Consider the following 17,064-nt stretch of genomic DNA (forward strand, 5'->3'; position numbering starts at 1 on the left):
GTTCAGAAAGAATCCGCTCATGCCGCTCTCCCGCCGTCAGAAAATCGCCCTCGCCAGCACCGCCGTGCTCATCGCCCTGCCCGTCACGGCTTCCATCGTCCTGCTGAACATGGACTGGAACCGCGCCAAGCCCTGGCTCAATGCGCGCGCCAGCGAAGCGCTGGGCCGGCCGTTTGCCATCGAGGGCGATCTGGCGCTGACGTGGCAGCAGCCGACGGCTGGAGGGAAACAAGGCTGGCGCGACTATTTGCCATGGCCGCACCTGCAGGCCAAGGATGTGCGCCTGGGCAATCCGAGCACGATGGCTGGGACGGATGACGAAGCGCAACTGGCCAGCGTCAGCCAGCTGGCGTTCTCGCTCAATCCGCTGGCCCTGCTGGACAAGAAAATCATCATCCCGCAATTGCGCTTCGACACGCCGCAGGTGCGCTTGCTGCGCAACAAGGACGGCAAGAACAACTGGACCTTCGACAAGCAGGAACAGCCGTCGCCGTGGCAGCTGGAATTGCAAAGCGTGGTCTTCAGCAAGGGCACCGTGACCCTGGACGATGGCGTCAGCAAAACGGCCATGCGCGCCGATGTCGACACCATCGCGGGCGACGCGCGCTACGGCATCGCCTGGACGCTGTCCGGCAAATACCGTGGCGAAACCGTCAAGGGCGGCGGCAAGGCGGGCGGCGTACTGTCGCTGCAGCAGCAAGGCACGCCCTTCCCCATCCAGGCCGACATGCGCGCGGGCGGCAACAGCATGGCCATCGAAGGCACGCTCACGCGTCCGGCGAACCTGGCCGCGCTCGACGTGCGCCTGAAGCTGTCCGGCCCCAGCATGGCGCGCCTGTATCCCTTGACGGGCGTGCTGCTGCCGGAAACGCCGCACTTCAGCACGGAAGGCCATTTGACGGGCACCCTGGCGCCGCGCGGCGGCGAGTGGGTATACGACAAGTTCAGCGGCAAGGTAGGGTCAAGCGACATCAGCGGCAAGCTAGCTTTTTCCGCCAGCACGCCGCGCAAGCGCCTGACGGGCGAAGTCCACTCGCGCCTGCTGCAATTTTCCGACCTGGGTCCGCTGGTGGGCGCCGATTCCAGCGCCAGCAAGAAGGAACGGGGCGTGGCCTCGACGCAGCCGGCCGGCCGCGTGCTGCCGGTGGAAACGTTCAAGACAGAGCGTTGGACCAGCCTGGACGCCGACGTGCGCTACACGGCCGACAAGATCACGCGCGACGCCGAGCTGCCGATCAGCAAGCTCGACACGCATGTGGTGCTGACGGATGGCGTGCTGTCCTTGACACCGCTCAACTTCAACGTGGCGGGCGGCACCCTGACGTCGCAGATCAAGCTAGACGGCAGCGGCAAGGTCATCGCCAACGGCATCGCCGCCGAACTCAAGGCCAGCGCGCGCCATCTGCACATCCAGCAACTGTTCCCCCGCCTGCCCGCCCTGCAGGCCAGCGTGGGCGAAATCAATGGCGACGCTTCGCTGTCGGCCACGGGCAATTCCGTCGCCACCCTGCTGGGCAGCTCGAACGGCGAAGTGCGCGCGCTGATCAATCGGGGCAGCATCAGCAAGCTGCTGCTGGAAGAAATGGGCTTGAATATCGGCAGCGTCGTGCTGGCCAAACTGTCTGGCGACAAGCAGGTCAAGCTGAACTGCATGGCCGCCGATTTCGCCGTCACCAAGGGACTGATGCGCACGCGGCAGTTCATCGTCGACACGGATGACGCCGTCCTGAATATCGACGGCACGGTGAACCTGGCCGATGAACGGCTGGACCTGACCCTGCGGCCGGACAGCAAGGGCTTGCGCGTCTTTTCGCTGCGCTCGCCCCTGTACGTGCATGGCACTTTCAGCAAGCCCGATGTGAGCGTCGACAAGGGCGTGCTGGCCCTGCGCGCCGGTGGCGCCCTCGCGCTGGCCGTGGTGGCGCCCGTGGCGGCGCTGCTGCCGCTGGTCAATGCCGGTCCCGTCGAGGATAGCGAATGCGCGGCACTGCTGGCCCAGGCGCGCGTCAAGCCGGTCGCCCCAAAGCCGGGAAAAGCCGTACGCAAGGTGCGCTGAACGGGGTGTGGGTGCCTTTACAATTGTTACACACCTATGTGCGTTGCCGAACAGACCCTGCCTTGTCGCAATCCTATCCTGTAATCGTGCCTGAAACACACGGCGTCACGAAGTCATCCGGCCCATACCATGCCGGCGCCACGAGGTCCGAATTCATAGGAGAACTATCATGCAAATCATTAAAAAAATCGCCGCTACCACTTCCGTTGCTGCCCTTCTGCTGAGCCTGACGGCTTGCGCCAACATGTCCGGTCAGGATAAAAACACGGCCATCGGCGCCGGCGTCGGCGCCGTTGCCGGTTCCGTGCTGACGGGCGGCAGCGCTGTCGGCGCAGTCGGCGGTGCCGCTGTCGGCGGCGTGATCGGTAACCAGGTCAAGCCGAAGTAATCGATGATGAAAAAAGCGGGGTGGGTGCCCAGGCGCCCGCCCCGCTTTTTTGCGTCTGCGATATAAGCTTTAAAAAAACAGGATGAAAGCCAGCGGGGAAAATCAGACGAAGACGTTGGCCATGCCGATGGTGCCGCTGTCCTTGACCAGCTCGTAGCAGCGGCAGGAAACGGCTTCCAGGCCAGCCGAATCGAGGATCTCGATATTGCCGCGGCTGTAAGTGATGAGTTTTTGCTGTTGCAGCGCACTGGCCGCCTTGGTCACACCGACCCGCCGCACACCGAGGGTATGGGCGAGGAATTCATGCGTGAGGTGAAATTTTTCGGACTGCAAGCGGTCGCGCGTGATCAGCAGCGAACGGGCCAGGCGCGCCTCGAGCACGTGGAAGCGGCTGCACACGGCAATCTGGATGGCTTGTGCCAGCAGGGTGTCCGTGTAGCGGTACAGCAAACGCTGCAGGGACTCGAGCTGGGCGAACTCGGCGCAGAAATCGGCCCGCGCGATGCGGCTGGCCGTGCCGGAACGTTGCACGACTGCGCGCACTTGCGCCAGGTCATGACCGAGCGCGACGGAAGCGCCCAGGACGCCTTCGCGGCCGACGGAGCCCACTTCCAGGGTCATGCGGCCTTCCGCCACGGCCAGCAGCGAGATCAGGCAGTCGCCGGGGAAATAGATGTGGGCGATAGGCTGGCCAGGTTCGTACAGCACCTCGCCCACCTCGACGGTGACGGTATCGAACAGCGCCGTCAGGTGCCGCAAATCGTGCTCGGGCAGGCTGGCCAGCAAGCGGTTGCCGGCGTCAGGCGCGCCCATGGGCGACCCCAGGCCGGATCGGCCTGTATCGCGGGACAGGGTCGTGCTGGCGTTCGTTAGTGGCATTGCTTTTCCTTGGTGTCGTTACAACTCGACATAATTTTTACCTAGCCTACGGTGCAGTACCGTCCCTGTATGTACGGTGACGCACGGAAGCGGGGCAAGCGGTACAGCACACTGGCCGCATGCACGGATAACACGCACTACCCATTTCATTATTTTAAAAACAAGGAGCCTTCCATGACCACCACCACCAAATCCCTCCATCCGCTGGTGCTTGCCGCCGCCGTCGCCGTCCTGCTGTTTTGCGGCGTCGGCACGGCGGCCCTGATGGGCTGGCTGCCTTCGTCCCAGGGCGATAGCCAGCCGCTGGCAGCCAGCACCTCGGCCGAGCAGATGGCCAGCCTGCAGGCGAACCAGCCGCCAGCGAACCTGCAGCCTGCCGGCGCACAGCCGCTGGCCGCCCTGCCGCCACAGCAGCAGCAACAGCAACAGCAGCAACCCGTGCGCCAGGCGCAACAGCAGCCACAGCAGCCACAGCAGCCACAGCAACAGTACGCGGCAGCCCCGGCGCCGCAAGTGTGCGGCAATTGCGGCGTGATCGAAGCCATCCATGAAGTCAATACGCGCGCCGAAGGCAGCGGCGTGGGCGCGGCCGGCGGCGCCGTCGTCGGCGGCTTGCTGGGCAACCAGGTAGGCGGCGGTCATGGCAAGCAACTGGCTACCGTGCTGGGTGCCGTTGGCGGCGCCGTGGCCGGCAACCAGATCGAAGGCAGCGTGCGCGCCACGCGCAGCTACAACATCGTCGTGCGCCTCGATAACGGCAAGACGCGCACCGTGCACCAGAGCGCCGCGCCGAACTGGCGCCAGGGCGACCGCGTGCGCATCGTCAACGGCGGCTTGCGCGCCATGGGCTAAGCGAACCGCGGCGGCGCCGCTGCCGCGATTAGTTGCAAATTCAACACACGCCCGGCCCGTCCGGGCGTTTTCTTTTTGATAATGTTCGTTGGCGTACAGATGAGTTTGCCGTCCCGCGAGATGATGCATTCAAGAAAGTTCAACGGATGTCTTCAAGGAGATGCGATGGAAAACGACAAGACAGGCAGCCGCCGGATCTGGCTCGGCTTTATCGGTGGCGGCGCATTGGCCACCGCGCTGGGCTTCTGCGCGCTGGACCTGGCGCCCGTGCAAGCGAGCGCGCCCGTGTTTGGCGTGATGCTGTTGCTGACGGGCGGCATGGTCAGCTGTCTGGCCGGCGCCATCGGCCTGGCCGGCATGCTGGCCTGGATACCGGGCATGGATGGCGAACAGGAACGGCCGCCGCTGCGCGAGCGGAATCTGGCCAAATAAGCTGGCTAAATCAGGAATAAGTTGGGTAAATAAGGCTTGTGTACGGCACCGTACAGAAAATTTCAGAAACAAAGTAGACAATAAGTCATGGCATCAGCGCTCAGCGACCCAGTCGCCGCGCAATGACAAAAACCGATGACAGCGCACGGCCAAGGCAGCCGCCGTCATCCACACATTACTCTCGGAGGACACATCATGCTGTATACAATCGCCGTCGTACTCATTATTCTTTGGCTGCTGGGCCTGGTAACTTCCTATACCATTGGCGGCTTCATTCACATTCTGCTGGTGGTCGCCGTGATCATGGTGCTGCTGCGTTTGATCAGCGGGCGCGGTTTATAGAGGCCGGCGTACTGGCCAGACAGGGCGGCGCGCGTGCAAACGGCGCCGCCTTTTTGCCGCCTTTTGCATACAGTGTGCGCGCACTGGCACGCCGCGGCATTTTGCAGTAACGTGTGCAGGTAATTCCTGGGTATGTCCCAATAACAAAACAAGGAGAAAATCCATGAAAGAAACATTCAAAAAAGGCCCTGGTGCCAAATCCCTGATCGGCATGCTGGTGATCGCATTGGCCGCCACCGGCTGTGCTGACATGTCCTCGACGCAGCGTGGCACGGCCACGGGCGCCGGCATCGGCGCGGGCCTGGGCGCCTTGATCGGCGGCACCACCGGTGGCGGCAGCAGCGGCCGCACGGCCGGCGGCGCCCTGATCGGTGCCGCAGCTGGCGCCGTGGTCGGCAATATCTGGTCGAACCGCATGGAAAACCAGAAGCGCGCGATGGAACAAGCGACACAGGGTACTGGTGTGCAAGTGTCGCAAACGGCCGATAACCGCCTGAAAATGGAAATCCCGAGCGACATTTCCTTCGATACCAACCGCGCCGACATCAAGGGCAACTTCCGCCCCATCCTCGACCGCTTTGCCGCCACCCTGAATGAAAACCCGAACACCACGGTCAGCATCATCGGCCACACGGACAGCACGGGCAGCGATTCCATCAATGAGCCGCTGTCGGTGGAACGCGCAGCGCACACGCGCGACTACCTGTCGATGCGCGGCGTCTCGCCGACCCGCGTCGTGACGGAAGGCCGCGGCGCCCGCGAGCCGATCGCCTCGAATGCCGATGCATCGGGACGCGCACGCAATCGCCGCGTGGAAATCTATGTAGCCGAGCTTGCCCCACGCTAAGCTGACACGCATCAATAAAAAACCCGCCGGCAAGGTAACTTGCCGGCGGGTTTTTTCCATGTAAAACAGCTTATTTCGACGTCGTTGCCTTGGCGCCGCTTTCACCCTCTTTCGCCACCTTGGCGAAGTCGCCCGCCACCACCACCGAAACGGCCGATGGCTTCAGGTATTCGCGCAGGCCCTGGTTCACTTGCGCCAGAGTCAAGGCGGCCACTTTCGCTTCCAGGTCCTTGTCGTACGCCATCGTGCGGTCTTGCGCCAGGTAGCCGGCCAGTTCGCGCGCCAAGCCCGCGTCCTGCGTGCGGCCCACTTCTTCCGATTGCAGCCAGCCTTTCTTGGCCTCGGCCAGTTCGGCTTCCGTGAAGCCGTCGGCCAGCACCTTGGCGATTTCCTCGCGCAGGGCCGCTTCCACCTTGACCGTGTTTTGCGGCGCACTGATGGCATACGCCATCCAGTAGCCGGCCGGCTCGCGCGACGGGATGCTCACTTGCGAACCGACGCCGTACGACAGGCCTTCCTTCTGGCGGATGCGGTCGGCCAGGCGGCTGCGCAAGGCGCCGCCACCGAGCATGTGATTGGCCATCAGCAAGGCCGGATAGCTGGCGGCATCATCCTTGAGGGGAATCGGCTGGATGGCGAACAGCACGCTGTTGGCCTTGTCCGGCGTTTCCAGCGTGACTTTCTCGCCGCTGACAGGCTTGACGGCGTCAAGAATGCGCACATACGGCTGCTGCGCCTTCCAGCTGCCGTACAGGCTGGCCACTTGCGCCTTCAGCGCGGCCGGATCGAAGTCGCCCACGGCGGCAAAGGTGGCGTTCGAGGCGCCATAGTAGGCGCCATGGAAGGCTTTCACATCGGCAACCTTGATGGCTTTCCATTGCGCCAGTTCCGCCGGCAAGGTGGCCACGTGGCGCACATGGCCTTCCGGCGTGGCGTCGAGCAGGCGGCGGAAGGCGTTCACGGCCAGCGGCTGCGGTTCAGGCAATTCCTGCTCCGCGCGGCCGACGCGCTCGCGCTGCAATTCCAGGAACTCCGTTTCGCTCAGGGCCGGCTTTTGCAGCACTTGCGCCAGCAGGTCCATGGCGGCCGGCAAGTTCTCGCGCTTGCCCGTCAGCATGGCGGTGACGCCCTCGGCGCCGCCCGTGATGACCACTTGCGTACCCAGCTGGTCGAACTTGTCCTTCACTTCCTGGCGCGACAGTTTATCCGTGCCGCGCGACAGCAGATTGGCCGTGTAGCTGCCCACTTGCCCCTTGCCGCGCAAGCTCTCTTCGCTGCCGATCTGCAATTTCAACACGATGCTGACGGTATTGCCCTTGGTTTTCTTCGGCAGCAAGGCGCCTTTCAAGCCGTTCGGCAAGGTAAAGCGCGTGGTGCGCGCTTCGATATTGTCGGGGCTCGGGTCGAATGCTTCGCCCTGCGCCACGACGGCGCGGCCCGTGTAGCCGGCCAGTTGCGGCGCCACGTCGGCATAGGCCGGCACGACGGTGCGGTCCGGCGCATCGGTAGGGATGAAACGGCCCAAGGTGCGGTTCGAGCTCTTCAGGTATTTCTCGGCCGCCGCCTGCACCTGCGCCGTCGTCAGCTTGTCGAGCTGGTCGCGCTGCAGGAAGAACAGACGCCAGTCGCCGGCCGCCAGCGATTCCGTCAGGGCGATCGTCATGCGCGCCGTGTTCGACGTGATCAGTTCGACCTGCTTGTTCAACTGCTGTTTCACACGCGCCACTTCCGCGTCCGTGACCGGCTGCGACTTCAAGTCTTCCAGCACTTTCAGCATGGCCGCTTGCGCCGCGTCGAGGTTGCCATCGACAGGCACCAGCGCGCCGAACAGGTTGTAGCCCGGCTCCAGGTTGCTTACCGCGTTGTATTCGATCTTGCTGGCCAGCTTGGTTTCCACCAGCGCCTTGTGCAGGCGGCCGGCCGGTGCATCCGTCAGCACGTGGCCGAGCACCTCGATGGCGACCGCGTCCGGATTGCCGGACGGCGCCACGTGGTAGCCGGCGCCGACGAACTGCGTGCCGCCGCTGCGGCGCACCGTCACGGCGCGCTCGCCATCCTGCACCGGTTCGGCCGTGTAGGTCGGTTCGATCACGCGCGTCGGTTTCGGGATTTTGCCGAACAGTTCATTGATCTGCTTCAAGACCTTCGCCTCATCGAAGCGGCCCGCCACCATCAGCACGGCGTTATCGGGCTGATAATATTTATGGTAAAACGCGCGCAGGCGGGGAATGTTCACCTGCTCGATGTCGGAACGGGCGCCGATGGTCGACTTGCCGTAGTTGTGCCAGTCGTAGGCGATGGCCTGGATGCGCTCGCTCGTCACGCCGATCGGGTCGCTCTCGCCCATCTCGAACTCGTTGCGCACGACCGTCATTTCACCCTTCTGTGTCTTCGGATTCCACAGGTCGTTCTGGTCGATGGCCGCGTTGACCATGCGGTCCGCTTCCATGGCCAGCATCTGGCGCAGGTTGTCGTCGTTGGCGGGGAAGGTGGCGTAGTAATTGGTGCGGTCGTACCAGGTCGTGCCGTTGAACTGCGCGCCCGTCGAGTTCAGGATCTCGACCGGGGTTTTCGTGCCCTTCTTGATGCCGAAGTTGGCGCTGGGCTTGAACAGCAAGTGCTCGAGCAAGTGGGCCATGCCCGTTTCGCCATAGTTTTCATGGCGCGAACCGACCAGGTAGACGATGTTGGTGGTCAGGGTCGGCTTGCTGGCATCGGGGAACAGCAGCACGCGCAAGCCATTGGCCAGCCGGTATTCGGTAATGCCTTCGACGGACGTGACCTTGACGGCGGCGGCGCGGTTCGGCGCGGCCTTGCCGGTTTTCTGGGTCGGCGCCGCTTCAACGGGGGTGGCGGCCAGGATGAACGACGGCGACAGGATGCCGGCGGCAAGCAGGAGGGCGGTAATTGGTTTCAAGGCAGAGTCCTGGTAACACTACATGATTGGGCAAGGCGCAACAGCAAGCGCCATGGAATACATACTGAGTGCAAGAATGATCACGGAGCTTGCGCTGCGTCTTCGCCACTACGTGAAATTATTGCCATTTCACAATTTACGTCATGCTTGTCACTTGCGCAAGTCCCTGTCATCAAGCTGTTATCTGCCCGTGTTATACTCCACGGTTCCAGAACTATCTGCCTGTATATGAGACGAGCTCTCGTCCTGCTCTGCCTTTTTGTTTTCATCGCGTTACCCCAGGCGTTCGCCAGCATGGCCTACGCCAGCCCCTCCCCATTCCAGCACCTTGATGTCGCCGGCGTTACCGCCACGCCTGCCGCCGATTGCCACGATGCCGGCCAGCCCGGCGACAGCTGCGACGCCAACGAATGCGACAACGATCCCATCACACTGTACCCGAGCTCGCGCCAGGCCGTACCGTTTTACGCCATCATTTGGCAAGCGGGACCGGGCGCACTTTCCGAAGCGGACGTGCGGCTGGCCACCCGGCCGCCGCGCGTCCGCCACTGAGACGAACACGGCAGCACCCATCACGCCCGGGGCGCCAGCCGCCAGGCAAGCTTGATACTTACTGACTTTACAAGGTTACACACATGGAATGGTTATTTGACCCGACAATCTGGGTCGGCCTGCTGACGCTGGTCGTACTGGAAATCGTACTGGGTATCGACAACCTGATTTTCATCGCCATCCTGGCCGAGAAGCTGCCGCCGCACCAGCGCGACAAGGCCAGGGTGCTGGGCCTGACCCTGGCCCTCGTCATGCGCCTGGGCCTGCTCTCGCTGATTTCCTGGCTGGTCACCCTGACGACGCCATTGTTTTCCATATGGACATTCTCGTTCTCGGGGCGCGACCTGATCCTGCTCGTCGGCGGCCTGTTCCTGCTGTTCAAGGCCACCAGCGAGCTGCACGAACGCCTCGAAGGCGTCACGCACGCCCAGACGGGCCCGAAAGTCTACGCCGGCTTCGGCCTCGTGGTGGCGCAGATCGTCGTGCTCGACGCCGTCTTTTCGCTCGACGCCGTCATCACGGCCGTCGGCATGGTGGAAAACCTGTACGTGATGATGGCGGCCGTCGTCATTTCCATCGTCGTCATGATGCTGGCCTCGAAGGTGCTGACGCGCTTCGTCAACGCCCATCCCACCGTCGTCGTGCTGTGCCTGAGCTTCCTGCTGATGATCGGCCTGTCGCTGGTGGCCGAAGGCCTGGGCTTCCACATTCCGAAAGGCTATCTGTACGCCGCCATCGGTTTCTCGATCGTCATCGAGTTCTTCAACCAGCTGGCGCGCCGCAACTTCCTCAAGCTGCAATCGAACGCCCCGCTGCGCGACCGCACGGCACAAGCGGTGCTGAGCCTGCTGGGCGGACGCAAGGGCCGCGAAACCGTCGAAGAGCACGAAGTCAAGGAATTGCCCGACGTCTCCGCCTTCGGCGTGGAAGAGCGCAACATGGTCAGCGGCGTGCTGACCCTGGCCGAGCGCTCGATCCGCTCCGTGATGACGCCGCGCGGCGACGTGTCGTGGGTCAACCTGAACGACAGCAGCGACAAGATGCTGCAGCTGCTGCGCGACACGCCGCACAGCATGATTCCTGTCTGCAATGACGACCTCGACAATGTGGTCGGCATCGCGCGCAGCAAGGACCTGATCGAGGACCTGGTGTCACACGGCAAGATCGACCCGGCCAGCATGCGCGAAGCCGTCGTCGTGCCGGAAGCGGCCGGCGTGCTGAAAGCCATGGAAACCCTGAAGCGCTCGCGCGGCCAGCTGGTGCTGGTGGTCGACGAGTTCGGCACCGTGCAAGGCGTGCTCACGCCGATCGACATCCTGGAAGCCATCGCCGGCGAATTCCCCGACGAGGACGAGCAGCCCGACGTGGAAGTGCTGGGCCCCGGCCACTGGCGCATCGACGGCGCGACGGACTTGCATTACCTGGAGCAAGTGTTCGAGACGGAAACCCTGGTCAGCGAAGACGGCGAATACAACTCGCTGGCCGGCTTCCTGCTGGCGCATTTCGAAAACATGCCGGCCGTGGGCGAAGTGCTGGAACTCGACGATCTGCGCTATGAAATCCTCGAAGCCGACGAGCGCCGCATCGCCAGCGTCGACGTGCGCCGCATCGAGCCTGATCACAGTTTGTAACACAATGGCGAGCGTGCCCCGCTTGCCATGCCGTATGCTGAAGTCTGCCTTTTTTGGAGACGCCACCATGAAACATTCTTTGCTACGCCTGAGTCTGCTGGCTTGCGCCGCCTTGGGCAGCCAGGCCAGCGCCCAGGCCGCCTCGCCCTCCACCACCATCAAGCCGGGCCTGTGGCAAGTCGACAGCAAGATGGCATCGCCCGACGCCGCCACCGACAACGCCATGTCCATGGTGTTGCAGCAGCTGGGCAACCTTCCTCCCGATCAACGCAAGCAGCTGGAAAGCATGGCGGCCAGCCGCGGCATGGCCATGCCCACCGTGGGCGCAGACGGCGCCGTGCGCGTGACGGCGTGCGTGACGCCGGAAATGGCCGCGCGCAAGCAGATTCCCACGGGCCAGCCCGGCGATTGCACCTCGAAGAACAAGGATATCGCGGGCGGCATGCACGTGTCGTTCACGTGCGCGAATCCGAAATCGAGCGGCGAAGGCAAGGTCTTGTTCAGCGGCGAGCAGGCGTTCAACATGCAGCTGGCGGTGACCACCAGCGCGCGCGGCACGCCGGAACAGGTGAATGTAACGAGCAACGGCAAGTGGCTGGGAGCAACGTGCCCTGCGCCATCAAGCGCTGCTGGTCAGAAACCGTGACGGAAGCCCATATTGAAGGCGGCATCGCCGCGGCCCGCATCGCTGGCATTGCCCACCGTGTAGCGGGCGCCATTCTTGTTGTGGATCTTCGCGTAGGACGCGTAGAAATCGCTGCGTTTTGACAGCGAATACGTGAGGCCGACGGCCACCTGCTTGGCATCGCGATCAGCCAGGTCGCGGTCATCCTTGCGCACGTACGAGGCCAGCAGCTTGAAGCCGCCCACGGGCACGGACACGCCCAGCAAGGTGTCGCGGCTGTCCGACGACGACATCGACAGGGCCAACGAGCTGTAGGCATTGTTCGGGTCCCACGGCGAACTGCCATAGCCCTTGTTCACGCCCACGGCGGCAAAGGCGGTCGCCACTTTCAGGTCGATATTGGCCGCGATCAGGGTGTTGCGGGCCGACATGTCGATGGCGGGCAAGGTGCCGGAAGCGAGGATGAAGTTGTTCTTGCGCTGGTGCGACACGCTGACATTCACGGCGCCGGACGAATAGCCGAGGGTGGCGCCATACGCGCGGTTGTTGGCGCTGCTGTACGGCGACTCGCCGAAACTGTAGATGGCGCTGGCGGTCACGCCGCGCAAGGCGGGAGTGACGTATTTGACGGTATTGTCGTAGCGTTTCACGCTGTAGCCGGCCAGATTGCCGGCGCTGCCGGCCATGCCGCCCTTGAACGGGTCGGCCACGTCGGTCAGGGTCAGGTATTGCAGGTTGTACTGGCGCCCCAGGGTCAGCGCGCCCAGGCGGCTGTCGAGGCCCACGTAGGCCTGGCGGCCGAACAAGCGGCCCTCTTCCGACTGGCCCGTGTCATTCTGGATGCCCGCTTCCAGGGTAAACACGGCGGAGACGTCATTGCCCAGCGCTTCGCGGCCCTGCACGCCCAGGCGCGAGCCGGACGCGACGCCGCCGGACACCTTGGCGCCGGCGCAATTGGCGGTGCAGCCGCGTTCGGCCACGATGCCCGCGTCGAGCACGCCGTACACGGCAACGTTACTGGATGCGGCACTGCCTGCGCCATCGGCAGCCTGGGCCGTCGCGCCCAGCGCGAAAGGCCCCATCCCTATCACAGCAAGCGCAAAATACGAGGTCTTCATGATAAATATCTCGGTAACGTGAGTTGAAACTTCCCGGTATTGATCAGGACATGCGCTGTGTGTCTGATCTCAGTGTTACCTTATCCCCGCTTTTTGTCCAGCCATCCGTGCGTTGTACAACAGAAACTTCAGCTTAGCCCCAGGAAATGCGTCGTACACTGACAACACGCAAGATTGACCATGATTGGTGGCAATTTGCCGCAAAATGGCGTGAATTGCAGGCCCTGCCGTAAAGCAATGTTCGGTGGCGAACGTTGCGCGATCTGACGCAGGCGGTACACTACTGGTTTTACCGACAGCGGCTCGCCCGTTTTTTCTGCATGCTAGCTATCCTCGAACGCATTGACCCCAACTCCAGCAATATCGACTTGCTGGTGGAATTATTCAACTCACTGCGTCCCAAGCGCTCCCACGACAGCGCTACCGCGATTGCCAACGTGCGCACCCTGCGCCAGCTACTCAAAGGTAACCCCGCGCAAGCGCGCGCCCTGCACGAATACGTGCTGCGCGTGCTGGCCGCGCGCCGCCACGCCAGCCTGTACACCGATATCGGCGTGCTGTCGAACAGCGGTTTTTTCACGGAATTGAAACGCCGCATCGCCTACCGCATGCTGCCGCCCGCCTTGGGCGACGAATACCTGAACGACGCGCTCGACCAGGTGCTGTATTTGAAGACCGATTATTTGTGGATCAGCAACGTGCCGGCCACGGACTGGCTGGAACTGTTCGACGTACTGACCAGCGACGACATCGAACTGGCGGTCGGCGATGGCAACATCATGCTGCCGGGCATGCTCGACGCCATCCGCACCCTGTCCTACCGCGTCTGCGCCATGGGGCTGGAACCGGAATTGACGCGTTTCCACAATGAAATCGAAGTGTTCCAGTCGCCGTTCATGGTGCAGAACACGGAAGTGAATGCCTACCTGGACGCCTACACGAGCCTGCTGCAAGGCGACATCGAGCACATCGAGGACGCGCGCCATTTGCTGGTGATGCTGGACCAGTGCGATGCCGTCATCGCCAAGATCCGCAAGAAGGCGCTGTACCAGGGCACCAGCATTCCCCTCACGTATTTATTGGTAGCCTTGGCGCAAAGCATCGAGCGCCTGCGCAAGCTGCTGTTCCTCGTCGACACGAGCGGCGAATTGCCCGCATCGAACAACGTGGACATCGCCGCCATCACGGTCGACGCCACGCAAGACTTGCTGCACCCGCAACCCGTCAGCCGCCGCCGCGCGGGCGCCGTCGGGCTGGCGCTGGAACTGATACGCGCGCATAACCACAAGTACAAGGTCAGCGACCTGTTTTCCGACAATATCAACTTGTTGGCGCGCAATGTGACGGAAAACGCGAGCCGCACGGGCGAGCACTACATCGCGGAAAACCGCCGCGAAATGGGCGCCATGTTCCTCTCGTCCGCAGGCGCCGGCATCATCATCGGCTTCATGGCCCTGTTCAAGATACTGATGTCGTATCTGCGCTCGGCGCCGCTGGTCGAAGCGTTCATGTTCAGCATGAATTACTCGATCGGCTTCATGTTCATCCACTTGCTGCACTTCACGGTCGCCACCAAGCAGCCGGCCATGACGGCCTCGCGCATCGCCGCCGGCCTGCACAGCAAGGATGGCCGGAATATCGACCTCGACAGCATGGCCGAACTGATCAACAAGGTCTTCCGCACGCAAAACATGGCCGTGCTGGGCAACCTGGCCACCGCCATTCCCACGGCCTGGCTGATCGCGCTCGGCTACAAGGCGATCACGGGGCACAACCTGGTCACGCCCGAGAAGGCCATGCACTTGCTGCACGATATCGACCCCATCGGCAGCCCCGCCATCTTCTACGCAATGATCGCCGGCGTGTGCCTGTTCGTCGCAGGCCTGATTTCCGGCTACTATGACAACCAGGCCCTGTACACGCGCTGGGCGCAGCGCATCGCGCAATTGCGCGGCCTGGGCCGGGTGATCGGCCAGGAGCGCTTGCAACGGCTGGGCCTGTATCTGGAAAACAACCTGGGCGGGCTGATGGGTAACTTCTATTTCGGTATCTTGCTGGGCTCCATCGGCACCCTGGGCTTTTTGATCGGCTTGCCGATCGATATCCGCCACATCACCTTCTCGGCCGCCAACTTCGCCACGGCCCTCGTGGGCCTCGACCACAACATGAGCTGGCAACTGGCCGTCAAGTCGCTGTCGGGCATCTTCGCCATCGGCACGGCCAACCTGCTCGTCAGCTTCGGCCTGGCCCTGTGGGTGGCCCTGCGTTCGCGCCAGGTGCGCTTCAAGCACGGCATGCAATTATTGAAGATTCTTGGCAAGCGCTTCCTGCGCTCGCCCATCGTCTTTTTCTTCGGCTCGAAAAACCCGCCGCCGCTGGCACTGGTCGACGAGTCGGCAAACCTGTCATTGACAAACAAGGCTCAAAAATGACCGCTAGGCGCATGCAACCCTGCCTCACCGCCCTACTGCTATGCTGGACCCTGGCTGCATGCGCCTCGCTGCCCGATGTCAAGAACCTCAACACCACGCTGGAACCGGTGGCCAAGCCCAAGGTGATCACGGGCAAGGGGGCCGTGCTGAACGTCAACAGCCGCGCGGCCCTGCTCAACAAGCGCTGGGCCAAGTCCGGCATGGACTTGAAGACCCAGGCCGCGCTGGAAGAGGCGGCCACGGGCGTGCCTTTGATCAAGGGCAACAAGGTGACCCTGCTGTTTGACGGCCCGCAAACCATGGCCGCCATGTTCCAGGCCATCAGCGATGCGAAGACCAGCATCAACCTGGAAACGTATATCTTCGACCAGGACCCGCTGGGCCTCAAATTTGCCGACATGCTGATCGAAAAGCAGCAAGCGGGCGTGACGGTCAACATCATCTACGACAGCGTGGGCACCATCGGCGTGCCGCAAGCGTTCTTTGACCGCATGCGCGCGGCCGGCATCCACCTGGTGGCCTTCAACCCCGTCAATCCCGCCAAGCTCAAGGGCGACGACTGGAAGATCAACAACCGCGACCACCGCAAGGTACTGATCGTCGACGGCAAGATGGCGTTTACGGGCGGCATCAATATCAGCGATACCTATGCGAAAAGCTCGCTGTTCCGCTCGAAATCGAAACCCACGGACAAGAAGGACGTGGGCTGGCGCGATACCCACGTAAAAGTGGAAGGCCCGGCCGTGGCCGCCTTCCAGTGGCTGTTCATCCGCACCTGGGCCCAGCAAGACCAGGCCGACCTGCCTGACGCCAATTATTTCCCCGTGCTGTCGGAAGTGGGCGACAAGCTGGTGCGCGTGGTGGCCAGCGAGCCCGACGGCGGCTTTGAAATCTACAAGGCGTACATCCTGGCCATCCAGGAAGCAAAGAAATCGATCCACATCACGTCCGCCTACTTCGTGCCCGACCAGCAGACGGTCGACGCCCTGATCGCGGCGGCCAAGCGGGGCGTGGACGTGACCGTGGTGCTGCCCGGCGTATCCGACAGCGGCCTCGTGTTTCATGCGGGACACGCGCTGTACGACCAGCTGCTGGCCGGCGGCATCCGCATTTTTCATTTGAAACTGGCCGTGCTGCACGCCAAGACAGCCGTCATCGACGGCGCCTGGTCGACGGTAGGCTCGACGAATATCGACATGCGCAGCTTCCTGCACAACAGCGAACTGAACGTGATCGTGCTCGGCGACAGCTTCGGCCGAGAGATGGAAAACGCCTTCCAGGAAGACTTGCGCGACTCGGAAGAAATCACCAAGGCGAAATGGGAAACGCGGCCGCTCTCCGACCGCATGAAGGAGTGGGCGGCGCGTTTCATGAATTACTGGCTGTAAGCACCGATGGGGCAACTGGATATTTGCATGGATATGCACTATATTGCACCAATAGTATGACAATCGTCGTGCTGCTCATCTCTGGAGTTGACTACCATGGCTACCGTGCGCAAGACCATTACCTTGACGGACCAGCAAGACGACTGGATCAAGGCGCAGATTGATGCGGGGCGCTATACCAACGACAGCGAATACATCCGCGACCTGATTCGGCGCGAACAGGAACGCAGCGCCGAACTCGATGCGATCCGCGCGGCGCTGATGGAAGGAGAGGCAAGCGGCGAAACCCAGCCTTTCGACGCCAAGGCGTTCAAGCAGAGAATGCTGGCGGCGCATGGCTGAATACCGGCTGACGCCTGCCGCCGAGCATGACCTGGAGGCGATCTGGGCTTATACGGTACAGCGCTGGGGCGTACAGCAGGCCAGTCATTATCTTGACAGCATGACGGCGGCCTTTGATGACCTGGCAGGCGCGCCAGGGACCGCGCCGGCATGCGAGCAGATTCGGCCCGGCTACCGGCGCCGCAAAGTCGGACGGCACATGATTTATTTTGGCTCTGTCATCGGCAAGTAGGGGAATGTCGGAATTTTCCCTTGGCCATGCT

The 17,064-nt window shown here is 62.8% G+C and carries 16 protein-coding genes; 13 read left to right on the forward strand and 3 right to left on the reverse strand.

The annotated features are described in order from the left end of the window. Nucleotides 1-19: 19 nt before the first annotated feature. Together JAB6_RS19175 and JAB6_RS19180 are read left to right on the forward strand one after the other, a co-directional pair. Nucleotides 20-2,056 (forward strand): AsmA family protein, encoded by a 2,037-nt coding sequence (locus JAB6_RS19175; protein WP_034758951.1) that lies wholly within the window; start codon nucleotides 20-22, stop codon nucleotides 2,054-2,056. Nucleotides 2,057-2,225: 169 nt separating this feature from the next. Further along, on the forward strand, nucleotides 2,226-2,444 hold the full coding sequence (locus JAB6_RS19180) for a glycine zipper 2TM domain-containing protein (RefSeq protein ID WP_034758955.1): 219 nt from the start codon (nucleotides 2,226-2,228) through the stop codon (nucleotides 2,442-2,444). Nucleotides 2,445-2,546: 102 nt separating this feature from the next. Here JAB6_RS19180 and JAB6_RS19185 read toward each other — a convergent pair whose 3' ends face one another. Continuing rightward, complete coding sequence (locus JAB6_RS19185) at nucleotides 2,547-3,257, reverse strand: Crp/Fnr family transcriptional regulator (RefSeq protein ID WP_070304155.1); 711 nt, start codon at nucleotides 3,255-3,257, stop codon at nucleotides 2,547-2,549. Nucleotides 3,258-3,497: 240 nt separating this feature from the next. Between JAB6_RS19185 and JAB6_RS19190 the strand changes: the two genes are divergently transcribed. From JAB6_RS19190 to JAB6_RS19200, 4 genes are all read left to right on the forward strand, one after another. Further along, a complete protein-coding gene (locus tag JAB6_RS19190) occupies nucleotides 3,498-4,175 on the forward strand; it encodes a glycine zipper 2TM domain-containing protein (RefSeq protein WP_070304103.1) in 678 nt (225 codons plus the stop codon). A 165-nt stretch (nucleotides 4,176-4,340) separates the two neighbouring features. Next, nucleotides 4,341-4,607 carry a hypothetical protein gene (locus JAB6_RS19195; protein ID WP_070304104.1) on the forward strand — a complete coding sequence of 89 codons (267 nt, stop codon included), beginning with the start codon at nucleotides 4,341-4,343 and terminating at the stop codon, nucleotides 4,605-4,607. 195 nt (nucleotides 4,608-4,802) lie between these two features. Beyond that, nucleotides 4,803-4,949: a lmo0937 family membrane protein gene (locus JAB6_RS29030; protein ID WP_010396376.1), complete on the forward strand. Its 147-nt coding sequence runs from the start codon at nucleotides 4,803-4,805 to the stop codon at nucleotides 4,947-4,949. A 163-nt stretch (nucleotides 4,950-5,112) separates the two neighbouring features. Further along, on the forward strand, nucleotides 5,113-5,796 hold the full coding sequence (locus JAB6_RS19200; protein WP_253192839.1) for an OmpA family protein: 684 nt from the start codon (nucleotides 5,113-5,115) through the stop codon (nucleotides 5,794-5,796). Between the two features lie 70 nt (nucleotides 5,797-5,866). Here the strand turns inward: JAB6_RS19200 and JAB6_RS19205 are convergent, their stop codons facing one another. Beyond that, nucleotides 5,867-8,713 carry a pitrilysin family protein gene (locus JAB6_RS19205; protein WP_070304105.1) on the reverse strand — a complete coding sequence of 949 codons (2,847 nt, stop codon included), beginning with the start codon at nucleotides 8,711-8,713 and terminating at the stop codon, nucleotides 5,867-5,869. Nucleotides 8,714-9,007: 294 nt separating this feature from the next. Between JAB6_RS19205 and JAB6_RS19210 the strand changes: the two genes are divergently transcribed. The 3 genes from JAB6_RS19210 to JAB6_RS19220 all read left to right on the forward strand — a co-directional run bounded on the left by JAB6_RS19210 (nucleotide 9,008) and on the right by JAB6_RS19220 (nucleotide 11,542). Further along, entirely contained in the window at nucleotides 9,008-9,265 is a 258-nt protein-coding gene (locus JAB6_RS19210) for a hypothetical protein (protein WP_034758969.1), read from the forward strand. Nucleotides 9,266-9,348: 83 nt separating this feature from the next. Continuing rightward, complete coding sequence (locus tag JAB6_RS19215) at nucleotides 9,349-10,896, forward strand: TerC family protein (protein WP_070304106.1); 1,548 nt, start codon at nucleotides 9,349-9,351, stop codon at nucleotides 10,894-10,896. Nucleotides 10,897-10,963: 67 nt separating this feature from the next. Further along, nucleotides 10,964-11,542 carry a DUF3617 domain-containing protein gene (locus JAB6_RS19220; RefSeq protein WP_070304157.1) on the forward strand — a complete coding sequence of 193 codons (579 nt, stop codon included), beginning with the start codon at nucleotides 10,964-10,966 and terminating at the stop codon, nucleotides 11,540-11,542. Here the strand turns inward: JAB6_RS19220 and JAB6_RS19225 are convergent. Then, on the reverse strand, nucleotides 11,530-12,639 hold the full coding sequence (locus JAB6_RS19225; RefSeq protein WP_070304107.1) for a porin: 1,110 nt from the start codon (nucleotides 12,637-12,639) through the stop codon (nucleotides 11,530-11,532). The two genes, JAB6_RS19220 and JAB6_RS19225, sit on opposite strands and share 13 nt — an antisense overlap. 320 nt (nucleotides 12,640-12,959) lie before the next feature. Here JAB6_RS19225 and JAB6_RS19230 point away from each other — a divergent pair, with 320 nt between their 5' ends. The 4 genes from JAB6_RS19230 to JAB6_RS19245 all read left to right on the forward strand — a co-directional run bounded on the left by JAB6_RS19230 (nucleotide 12,960) and on the right by JAB6_RS19245 (nucleotide 17,033). Then, nucleotides 12,960-15,071 carry a site-specific recombinase gene (locus JAB6_RS19230; protein ID WP_070304158.1) on the forward strand — a complete coding sequence of 704 codons (2,112 nt, stop codon included), beginning with the start codon at nucleotides 12,960-12,962 and terminating at the stop codon, nucleotides 15,069-15,071. Then, on the forward strand, nucleotides 15,068-16,459 hold the full coding sequence (gene cls, locus JAB6_RS19235) for a cardiolipin synthase (RefSeq protein ID WP_070304108.1): 1,392 nt from the start codon (nucleotides 15,068-15,070) through the stop codon (nucleotides 16,457-16,459). The genes JAB6_RS19230 and cls overlap by 4 nt, the downstream gene beginning before the upstream one ends. 96 nt (nucleotides 16,460-16,555) lie before the next feature. After that, on the forward strand, nucleotides 16,556-16,801 hold the full coding sequence (locus JAB6_RS19240) for a type II toxin-antitoxin system ParD family antitoxin (protein WP_070304109.1): 246 nt from the start codon (nucleotides 16,556-16,558) through the stop codon (nucleotides 16,799-16,801). After that, nucleotides 16,794-17,033 (forward strand): type II toxin-antitoxin system RelE/ParE family toxin, encoded by a 240-nt coding sequence (locus JAB6_RS19245; protein WP_070304110.1) that lies wholly within the window; start codon nucleotides 16,794-16,796, stop codon nucleotides 17,031-17,033. The genes JAB6_RS19240 and JAB6_RS19245 overlap by 8 nt, the downstream gene beginning before the upstream one ends. Nucleotides 17,034-17,064: the final 31 nt, after the last annotated feature.

It is taken from the genome of Janthinobacterium sp. HH104, from assembly GCF_001758715.1.
In the GTDB taxonomy this organism is placed as follows: domain Bacteria; phylum Pseudomonadota; class Gammaproteobacteria; order Burkholderiales; family Burkholderiaceae_D; genus Janthinobacterium; species Janthinobacterium aestuarii.

Coding starts and splice junctions, on each gene's coding strand:
- JAB6_RS19175 (WP_034758951.1), top strand. CDS start 20: ATGCCGCTCTCCCGCCGTCAGAAAATCGCCCTCGCCAGCACCGCCGTG.
- JAB6_RS19180 (WP_034758955.1), top strand. CDS start 2,226: ATGCAAATCATTAAAAAAATCGCCGCTACCACTTCCGTTGCTGCCCTT.
- JAB6_RS19185 (WP_070304155.1), bottom strand. CDS start 3,257: ATGGGCGCGCCTGACGCCGGCAACCGCTTGCTGGCCAGCCTGCCCGAG.
- JAB6_RS19190 (WP_070304103.1), top strand. CDS start 3,498: ATGACCACCACCACCAAATCCCTCCATCCGCTGGTGCTTGCCGCCGCC.
- JAB6_RS19195 (WP_070304104.1), top strand. CDS start 4,341: ATGGAAAACGACAAGACAGGCAGCCGCCGGATCTGGCTCGGCTTTATC.
- JAB6_RS29030 (WP_010396376.1), top strand. CDS start 4,803: ATGCTGTATACAATCGCCGTCGTACTCATTATTCTTTGGCTGCTGGGC.
- JAB6_RS19200 (WP_253192839.1), top strand. CDS start 5,113: ATGAAAGAAACATTCAAAAAAGGCCCTGGTGCCAAATCCCTGATCGGC.
- JAB6_RS19210 (WP_034758969.1), top strand. CDS start 9,008: ATGGCCTACGCCAGCCCCTCCCCATTCCAGCACCTTGATGTCGCCGGC.
- JAB6_RS19215 (WP_070304106.1), top strand. CDS start 9,349: ATGGAATGGTTATTTGACCCGACAATCTGGGTCGGCCTGCTGACGCTG.
- JAB6_RS19220 (WP_070304157.1), top strand. CDS start 10,964: ATGAAACATTCTTTGCTACGCCTGAGTCTGCTGGCTTGCGCCGCCTTG.
- JAB6_RS19225 (WP_070304107.1), bottom strand. CDS start 12,639: ATGAAGACCTCGTATTTTGCGCTTGCTGTGATAGGGATGGGGCCTTTC.
- JAB6_RS19230 (WP_070304158.1), top strand. CDS start 12,960: ATGCTAGCTATCCTCGAACGCATTGACCCCAACTCCAGCAATATCGAC.
- cls (WP_070304108.1), top strand. CDS start 15,068: ATGACCGCTAGGCGCATGCAACCCTGCCTCACCGCCCTACTGCTATGC.
- JAB6_RS19240 (WP_070304109.1), top strand. CDS start 16,556: ATGGCTACCGTGCGCAAGACCATTACCTTGACGGACCAGCAAGACGAC.
- JAB6_RS19245 (WP_070304110.1), top strand. CDS start 16,794: ATGGCTGAATACCGGCTGACGCCTGCCGCCGAGCATGACCTGGAGGCG.